The sequence below is a fragment of the Mycobacterium sp. genome (genome assembly GCF_049585075.1).
In the GTDB taxonomy this organism is placed as follows: domain Bacteria; phylum Actinomycetota; class Actinomycetes; order Mycobacteriales; family Mycobacteriaceae; genus Mycobacterium.
In genome coordinates, this window is the sequence record NZ_JBAUZA010000180.1 from 1 (window position 1) to 8,815 (window position 8,815).

An 8,815-nucleotide genomic window follows, 5' to 3' on the forward strand; every position below is an offset into this window, starting at 1 on the left:
GCGCCGTGCCCTTGAGCGACTCGTAGGCGGCTGTCCTTATCCTGTCGATGCGCGCCATGCCCTCGTCGGTCGCGGGGTCTCCCTTGTGCGAAATAACGAAGCGCGCAGCCTCGCCGTCCGGTGACAAAAACAGCTTCATCACGCGCTGGAAGTCCGGGTTGTCGAAGGCCTCGCGCGGCAGGTAGAAGGAGTCGTCTGTCTTGGCCGCGTCGTAGTCCTTGCCCATCGCGGTGACGTCATTGCTGAGGTTGTCGACCTGGTCGAGCATCCCGGTCATCGTGCTGTGCAGTGTCAGCACCATGGTCCGCACGCTTCGCATCGTGGCGATCTGTGGCGGCAGCAGGGCGGCCAGTTGCGGCATCACCGCATCGGCGCTATTCAAATCCCTATCCAGGTCGCCGAACTTCTCGGTGAGTTTGTCTACACCGTCTAACGCGTCGTACATGTTCCTGATCGCCCAGCAGACTGGGATGTTGTAGCAGTGCGGCTCTGCGTAGAAATAACTACGGACCGGTCTGAACGCGTCGTCGAAATCGGCGATTTCGTCGCGCACGTTGTTGGCGATGACCAACGTGTCTTTCGCGGTGCCGGCCGCGTGGTGACCGGTTCCGACGAGTTGCTGCATCAGCGTGTTCATACGCTCCATCGCCGAGATGGTCCCGCCGAGCTGGTCGGCCAACGTCACCATGTCTTTCATCCGCGTTTTGGCGAATTGCAGATTTTCTACCTGCCCCGCATTTTGCATGCTCAGCAGAAATGGAATAGACGTGTGCTCAAGGGGTGTGCCCTGGGGACGGGTGATGCTCTGTACCCGGGCGACTCCTTCGACTCGGAAAATCCCCTTGGCGAGCTTGTCCAAGACGAGGAAGTCGGCCGAATTGCGCATGTCGTGGTCGGACTCGACCATCAACGTTTCCGGCATCATGCGCGCCTGCGAGAAGTGCCGCTCAGCGGCCGCCATGCCGGCGTTGCCTGACATGGTCTTGGGCACGTAGTCCCGATCTTTGTAACTCACCTTGTACCCGGGAAGTGCCAGCAGCCCCACCAGGGCGACCGCGCACGTCGCGACGAAGATCGGCGCCGGCCAGCGCACGACTGCAGCGCCCACCCGTCGCCAGCCGCGCACGTTGAACGCTCGCTTGGGATCCAGAAGACCAAACCGACTCGCCACTGTCAGAACCGCGGGAACCAAGGTGAGTGCGACCGCGACGGCGACAATCATGCCCACTGCGCACGGGGCGCCCATGGTTTGGAAAACCGGCAATCGGGCGAAGCTGAGGCAATACGTCGCGCCGGCGATCGTCAAACCTGACGCCAAAACTACCGGAGCTACACCGCGATAAGCGGTGTAGTACGCCTGTTCCCGACTTTCGCCGGCCTGACGCGCTTCGTGATACCGCCCGATGAAGAAAATCCCGTAGTCCGTTCCCGCTGCGATCGCGAGAGATACCAGGATGTTGATGGCAAAAGTGGAAAGCCTGATGACGTCGTGATAGCTCAGGAAGGCGACGATTCCGCGAGCCGCCGCCAACTCGATCCCCACCATGGCCAACAACAGGACGACGGTAGTGATCGAGCGGTACACAAAAAGCAACATGATGAAGATCACCGCGACGGTTGTCACCATGATCTTCACGACCGTTTTGTCCCCGCTCTGGTTCGCGTCCGCTGTCAGCGCAGCGGGACCGGTGACGTAGGCCTTTACCCCGGTCGGCGCGGGAGTGCGTTCCACGATCTTTCGAACCGCATCGACAGAGTGGGCGGACTCCGTTTCGCCTTGGTTACCGGCAAGATTCAGCTGAACGTAGGCGGCCTTGCCGTCGGCGCTTTGCGCGCCGGCGGCCGTGAGCGGATCCCCCCAGAAATCCTGGATGTGCTGTACATGCTTGGCGTCAGCCCGAAGCTGACTGATCAGGGCGTCATAGTATTGGTGCGCTGCCGCGCCGAGGGGTTGGTCACTCTCCAAGACGATCATCGCCATGCTGTCGGAGTCGGATTCCTTGAACGCCTTGCCGATGCGCGCCATCGCCTTTACCGACGACGCGTCGTTGGCGTTCAGTGATACTTCCCGCTCTTTCGCGACCTCTTCCAGCGCGGGGACGCCGACACTCACCAACAGGGTGATCGCCAACCAGCCGAGGATGATTGGCACCGCCAATTTACGGACCGGACCCGCTACCGGTGATCGTTTGATGCGCTCGTGGGCGCCGTGATGGGTGCTCATGTGCAGTCATCCAGCCGATGCATGTAGGTCTTCATGTGTCTCTCCGACGCGAGGCCGACCCGGATCGAAGACACGGTGGATCCCCCACTTCCGATCACCGTCAATACACCCGGCGGTCGCTCTACCCGCCTCAGAGCATCAATGATCGGCATCCCCTTTACCCGTCCCGAACGCGAGCGGCGCTGCGATACGAGCGCGACCAGTATGTGATGAGTAAACCATGATGGGGCCACCACGTGTCAGGTTCTATTAGTGCATTGTCTAAGAATCAGCCGTCCCTCGCAATTGGAGGGTTTACCTACGCATATTCCGATGCGCCGCAGGCCCAATTCGCCTTCTTGCGGCTTTTGAGTAGTCGGCTGATCAGCGAACACCGTTGGCGCGAAGGACATCTCGCGGCCACGGGAGCTTCCGGTGGATAGGCCGGCCTATAGCTCGAACGGACCCAGCCCGGCAGGTTGAGCCAGCATGCAGAGTGGCCCTGCCGCTCATGTCATACTGCCCCGATGGTTTCCACCACCAACCGCCTGATTTTCAACCCGTTGACGTATCGCGTCATCACAAATCCATCGATTTACAACCTCCTTTTCACCTCATCCCCCGCGAAACGGTTCGCGAGACAAACTCGCTGGATCAGCGATGATGACTGGTTGTTCCTCAACTTCTGCTACGACGACCCGTCCATGGGCCTGCAGCTCGATGAATCCGACGAACACAACCGGTACTCGATCCAGCTCTACCACCGCACCGCGACCCAGGTTGACCTCGCGGGCAGGAAGGTGCTGGAAGTCAGTTGTGGCCACGGTGGCGGCGCCTCCTATCTAGTGCGCACACAGCACCCCGCCTCCTACACCGGACTCGACCTGAACCCGGACGGCGTCGCGTTCTGCAAGAAACGGCACCACCTGCCCGGCCTGGATTTCGTCGAGGGCAACGCATTGGACCTACCGTCCCCCGACGGCTCCTTCGACGTGGTGCTCAACGTCGAAGCCTCGCACCTCTACCCCGACGTGCCGCGCTTTCTTGCCGAAGCGGCCCGCGTCCTGACTCCGGGTGGGCATTTTCTGTACGCCGATTTCCGGCGGCGTCGCGACTTGGCCGAGTGGGACGCGCAGCTGGCCAACGCCCCGCTGCGGTTGGTGTCGAAGGACGTCATCGACAAGCAGGTGCTGCGCGGGATGGAGAAAGACCGGCCGCACAAGCACGACCTGACCAGCCGCCACGGTGGCATAGCCCGCTTTGCCAGCGATATGACCGACTGGGCGTTCTGCCGCGCAGTGGAAAATGGGGAATTCTCCTACCGGGTGTACTGCTTCGCCAAGGACTGACCCGTCGTCCCAGCCGCACAGGGTAAATTCAGGGAACCTGGTATGCAGAGGGGGACGACATGGCAACGGCGACAACTGAGCCGGTACGCCTGCCGCCGGGGCCACGGATACCGAAGACCATCCAGGGCCTCGCGTTACTCACCGCGCTGTGCGAAGTGATCCCCGCTCTTGGCCGACGCTATGGCAGCGAATGCACCATCAATTTGCCGCTCTTCGGAAAGACGGTGGTGGTCAGCGACGCAGCCCTGGTCAAAGAGGTTTTCTCGGCCAGCGGCGACCTTCTCGAACGCCCGACCAACCTCGGCGAGGTATTCGGTCCCGGGTCGACGTTCCTCCTCAACGGCGAGGAGCACCTCGAGCGCCGACGGGTGATACTTCCGGTGTTTCACGGCAAGAAGGTGGACGCCTACGAGCACATCGTCGAAGAAGAGGTGCTGCGCGAAACCGCGAATTGGCCGGAGGGGCGCGAGTTCAAAACGCACGAGTCGATGAACAACATCGCGCTAAACGCGATTCTCCGCACCATGTTCGGCGACGAGCCATCCGCGCTCGACGAACTTCGCAAGGTGGTGCCGACGATGGTGACCGTCGGCTCCTTCCTGCACCAGCTGCCGTCAATCGTGCGGCGTGATTTCGGTCGATGGAGTCCGGGCGGACAAATGGCGAAGTACCGGCAACGTTTCGACGCCGTCATCGACTCACTGATCGCCCAGGCGCGGTCCGACCCGGCATTAGAGGAACGCAAAGATGTGCTCGCGGTGCTGCTACGAGTCCGCGATGACAGCGGCGAACCAATCCCCGATCAGCACATCGCCAACGAGCTGCTGACGTTGGTGGGCGCCGGTCATGAGACAACCGCGAACCAGATGGCCTGGATACTGGAGCAATTGCGCCGGCACCCACAGGTATTGGAGCGCCTTGTCGAAGAAGCGGACGCCGGCGGATCGGCCTTGCGGATAGCGACGATCTACGAGGCGCAGCGCATCCGGCCCAGTATCGAGGCTTCCTTTCGGCGTACGAAGACACGAATTCGGTTGGGAGACTGGGTTCTTCCCGAGGGCATCCATGTGACGGTCAACTTCCAGCTTGCCCACGAGTCAGCGGTGAACTTCCCCGACCCGGATACGTTCAACCCGGACCGATTCCTCAACACAAACCCGAAGCCGTTTCGGTGGATGCCGTTCGGCGGGGGCGTAAACCGTTGCCCCGGCGCGTCGTACGCGCACATGGAGATGGACATCGCATTGCGCACCCTGCTTCGCGAATTTCGGTTCGAGCCGACCGATGCACGAGGCGAGCGACGCCGCTACCGCGGTGTGGCAATCATGCCGTCGCGCGGCGGCCGCGCGGTGGTCCACCGCCGAAAGGCCGCGACGCCGCGTGATCATGCCCCGATGTCGGTGGGCAACTCGGGCAACTGAACGCGCGGAAATCGCTGTGCTGACGTCGCAACCCGCTGCCGAACCCTCCCTGGCATACTGCCTGGCATGCCCATGACTGCTACAGAACGCATCGCCGACGTCGGTGTCAGGCTGTTCAAAGACTTCATGACTAAAGTCTGGTATCCCTTTCTGACCCGCCGACTCGATGCGCAAGGGGTCACCTTCCTCAACTTCGGATATGAGGAAGACCCGCCAATGGGCGTGCCGCTGGACGCGGCCGACGAACCCAATCGCTACAACATCCAGCTCTACCATGCCGTGGCAACCCAAGCCGATCTCGAAGGCAAAAAGGTGCTGGAAGTCAGTTGCGGCCACGGCGGCGGGGCGTCCTACCTCACCCGTACATTGCACCCAGCCTCCTACACCGGGCTGGACTACAACCCGGACGGTGTCGCCTACTGCAAGAAGACGCACAACCTGCCCGGGCTGGACTTTGTGCAAGGCAATGCCGAGGAGCTGCCGTTCGGCGACGAATCCTTCGACGCGGTAATCAATGTCGAGGCCTCGCACGCCTACCCACAGCTCTCTCGTTTCCTCGCCGAAGCCGCGCGCGTCCTGCGCCCTGGCGGGCACTTTCTGTACACCGATTTCCGCGGCGACAACGAGTTTTCCGGGTGGGACGCAGCGCTAGCCGAAATGCCTTTGCGCCAAGTTTCGGCACGAGTCATCAACGATTGCGTAGTTCGCTCGCTCGACAAGAACTCGCAACGTTCACTTGAGCTGGTCGGCGGCCGGCTGCCGGCGTTCATGCGGCCGTTCGGGCGCCGTTTCGCCGGTGTGCCAGGTACCGGAATCTACCGCCGCTTCGAAAACCGGACGGCCGAGTACCGGATGTACTCCTTTATCAAAGACTGAGTGGCGTCAGGCTATCGCGTAGTCCGACAACGGGAATCGCTCCTGCTCCTTGACGGCGCTGCGCACCGACGTCGGCCGGAAAAGCGGGGCTTCACCCTTGCCGGTGTGGTTGCGGAACCAATACGACCGCGAATTCACACAGCTGCCAAGCTCGAATGCCGAGTCTTCCAGCAGCTCGATCATCCGGGCCAGGAAGCGGGCGTTGGCCTCTTCCGTGACCTCGAAGGTCCGCGCACCGCGGCGTTGGACTTCGCCGAAAAGCCGATCCATATGGCGCATCTGGTATTCCACCGTGTTGAACCACGACAATCCCACCCACGCGTACGGGCTGGCCATCGACAAGAAGTTCGGGAAGTGCGGCATCGAAATGCCCTCATAGGCCTGGAATTGCGTTTCCCGCCACCACTTTCCGAGGTTGCGCCCTTCGCGGCCGATCACTTCGATCGCCGGCAGGTTGGCTTCCCAGACGTCGAATCCAGTCGCGAGGACCAGGGTGTCAATCAACCGTTTGGTGCCATCCTTCGCGACGATGCCGTCGGACTCGATCCGTTCGATGCCGTTGGTTTCCAGATGCACATGCTGTTTCGTGAACGCCCGGTAATAGGTATTCGAGATCGTCGGGCGCTTGCAGCCGAAGTCGAAGTCCGGGTTGAGCTTTCGGGAGAGCTCCCGGTCGCGCACCAGCATCAGCCGGTATGCCTTTGAGAACTGCGAGATGGCTTTGTTGACCAGCTTGAAGTACCGGTACTTCCACATCGTGACGACCATGGAAAATTCGAGAATGGTGTCGGTGTACCACCGCAGCAGGCGCTGGGTTGCCGGAAACCGGGCGAAAACCCGTTGTGTCAGAGGCGAGAACGGGACGTCGACCTTGGGCAGCACCCAGATCGGCGTGCGCTGGTAGACGGTCAGCTCGGCGACTTCCTTGGCCAATTCCGGCACGACCTGCACTCCGGTGGAACCGGTCCCGATGACGGCGGCCCGCCGACCGGCTAGCGAGACCTCGTCATCCCACTGGGCGGTGTGCAGGATGCGTCCGGCGAACGTGTCGATGCCCGGTATGTCCGGGGTACTTGGCTGGCACAGAAAGCCCGTCGCAGCGATCAGGAATTGCGTGCTCAGCGTCTCACCACCCGCGATGGCAACCCGCCAGACTTGAGCGTCCTCGTCCCAACGGGCGCCCTCAACGGTGGTGTTGAAACGCATGTGTCGGCGTACGTTGTACTTCTCGGCCACATCCACGGCGTAACGCTTCAGCTCGGCGCCGGGTGCATACATCCGCGACCAGTTCGGGTTCGGCTCAAACCAGTAGGAGAACGTGGGCGATGGTTGGTCGACGGCAAGCCCCGGATAGTGGTTGACGTGCCAGGTTCCGCCCAGATCGTCTTCGCGGTCAACGATCAGGATGTTGTCATAGCCCAGCCGGCTGAGCTGGATGGCCGCGCCGATTCCGCCGAACCCCGCCCCGACGATGATGACATCGAACTGCTCGCCCATAAGTATTAGACGGTACCCTCCGTCTCTTCCCGACGACCGGCCGTCGCCCGATTGAGATACCGCCGCTCCCACGGCTCTGGGGTACGGCAGCATCACCCACGGGTGGAGTCAGGGGTCGGCCAACATCGCTACCCCATTCGACCTGTTCCGGACCGACCTCAACTGGTCCGACGTGCCGACAGCGCTGGTCAACGGGGTTCCGAAGCGCATCGACGGCGCCATCGCCGAGCTGCAGAATCGGTGCCGGCCCGATCGCGGACGCGGTCGAAGGCACCCTGCTCAACGTTATGAACCTGATCCCGTAGCGTAAGGGGCCGAGCAGCCAACCAGCGGCAAGCGGCACGCCCCTTTGTCTGATGGAAATGGCTGCTCGGGGGCACAATGTAAGGTGATTGCGGGCAGCTCGGGCCTCGAAAATGGTCACGAGATTGACGCCCTGCCGTGCTAGGTCTTTCACCTTTGCGCCGGTAGACTTCGGACGCGATTGTGCCCAACGACGCGCATGTGCCAAGCAAGCGTATCGACTCGAGCACCCGAGGGGAGGTTCGGATTGCCGGTCGTATTGGGCAACTTCTGCTGGCTACTGGGCGCCGTAATCCTGGTGAACCTGCTGCTTGTGGCGTGGATACGCATGGTCAGGCGGTGGCGACGCAATATGGACGTCAGCGACGACCCCGAGTACGTTGCGACCCTCGCGACCCTTTCCGAGGCTTCCGTACGCCGCCACTTCAATCCCTACACCGACATCGACTGGGAATCGCCGGAGCTCGCCGTCAACAAGAATGACCCCCGCTGGGTTCTGTCAGCCACCGATGCGCTGGGACGGCATCCGTGGTACCAGGCGCAATCGCTGGAAAAGCAAATTGAAATCGGGCTGTGGCGCAACGCCAATACCGCCAAGGTGTCCCTCCAATTAGAGAGCATCCTGATCCGCGGTCTGATGAACTACACGTTCTGGGTGCCCAACGGATCACCCGAATACCGCTACTGCGTGCACGAATCCACCGAAGAGTGCAACCACGCCATGATGTTTCAAGAACTGGTGAACCGCATCGGTGTGGATGCTCCGGGCATGCCGCGGTGGCTGCGATGGATATCGCCCGCGGTCCCGCTGTATGCGGGGCCGCTGCCCGGCACGTTTTTCTTCGGGGTGTTAGCCGGTGAGCTGCCGATCCACAACATGCAGAAGAGGATGTTGCGAGAGGACAATTCGCTGCATCCCATCATGGAGAAGGTGATGGCGATTCACGTCGCCGAGGAGGCCCGCCACATCTCCTTTGCCGACCAGTTCCTCAGCAAGCGCGTGCCGCACATGGTGCGGCGGAGCCGGTTTGCGCTGTCACTGTACGTGCCGATTGTCATGCGGGTGCTGTGCCAGGCGATTGTCGTGCCGTCGCGCAGCTTCTTCCGAGAGTTCGACATCCCACGCTCGGTGCGCAAAGAGTTGTTCTTCGATGCGCTCGACTCGC

Annotated in this window: 6 protein-coding genes; 4 read left to right on the forward strand and 2 right to left on the reverse strand. The window is 61.8% G+C overall.

All coding sequences use genetic code 11. The annotated features are described in order from the left end of the window. On the reverse strand, positions 1-2,224 hold a 2,224-nt coding region (locus WB785_RS08500; protein ID WP_424078445.1), incomplete at its 3' end, for an RND family transporter. Positions 2,225-2,730: 506 nt separating this feature from the next. On the opposite strand from WB785_RS08500, the gene WB785_RS08505 reads away from it, so the two are divergent. From WB785_RS08505 to WB785_RS08515, 3 genes are all read left to right on the forward strand, one after another. Continuing rightward, the gene (locus WB785_RS08505; RefSeq protein ID WP_424078446.1) at positions 2,731-3,552 is read left to right on the forward strand and encodes a phthiotriol/phenolphthiotriol dimycocerosates methyltransferase; all 822 of its coding nucleotides are present in this window, start codon (positions 2,731-2,733) and stop codon (positions 3,550-3,552) included. A 59-nt stretch (positions 3,553-3,611) separates the two neighbouring features. After that, positions 3,612-4,973, forward strand: a complete 1,362-nt coding sequence (locus WB785_RS08510; protein ID WP_424078447.1) for a cytochrome P450 — start codon at positions 3,612-3,614, stop codon at positions 4,971-4,973. A gap of 72 nt (positions 4,974-5,045) precedes the next feature. Then, on the forward strand, positions 5,046-5,849 hold the full coding sequence (locus WB785_RS08515; protein WP_424078450.1) for a phthiotriol/phenolphthiotriol dimycocerosates methyltransferase: 804 nt from the start codon (positions 5,046-5,048) through the stop codon (positions 5,847-5,849). Positions 5,850-5,855: 6 nt separating this feature from the next. Here the strand turns inward: WB785_RS08515 and WB785_RS08520 are convergent, their stop codons facing one another. Then, positions 5,856-7,346, reverse strand: coding sequence for a flavin-containing monooxygenase (locus tag WB785_RS08520; RefSeq protein ID WP_424078449.1), 1,491 nt, complete (start codon positions 7,344-7,346; stop codon positions 5,856-5,858). Between the two features lie 631 nt (positions 7,347-7,977). On the opposite strand from WB785_RS08520, the gene WB785_RS08525 reads away from it, so the two are divergent. Beyond that, positions 7,978-8,815: AurF N-oxygenase family protein (locus WB785_RS08525; protein ID WP_424078451.1), on the forward strand; the 838-nt coding region annotated here is incomplete at its 3' end.

Coding starts and splice junctions, on each gene's coding strand:
- WB785_RS08510 (WP_424078447.1), top strand. CDS start 3,612: ATGGCAACGGCGACAACTGAGCCGGTACGCCTGCCGCCGGGGCCACGG.
- WB785_RS08505 (WP_424078446.1), top strand. CDS start 2,731: ATGGTTTCCACCACCAACCGCCTGATTTTCAACCCGTTGACGTATCGC.
- WB785_RS08520 (WP_424078449.1), bottom strand. CDS start 7,346: ATGGGCGAGCAGTTCGATGTCATCATCGTCGGGGCGGGGTTCGGCGGA.
- WB785_RS08515 (WP_424078450.1), top strand. CDS start 5,046: ATGACTGCTACAGAACGCATCGCCGACGTCGGTGTCAGGCTGTTCAAA.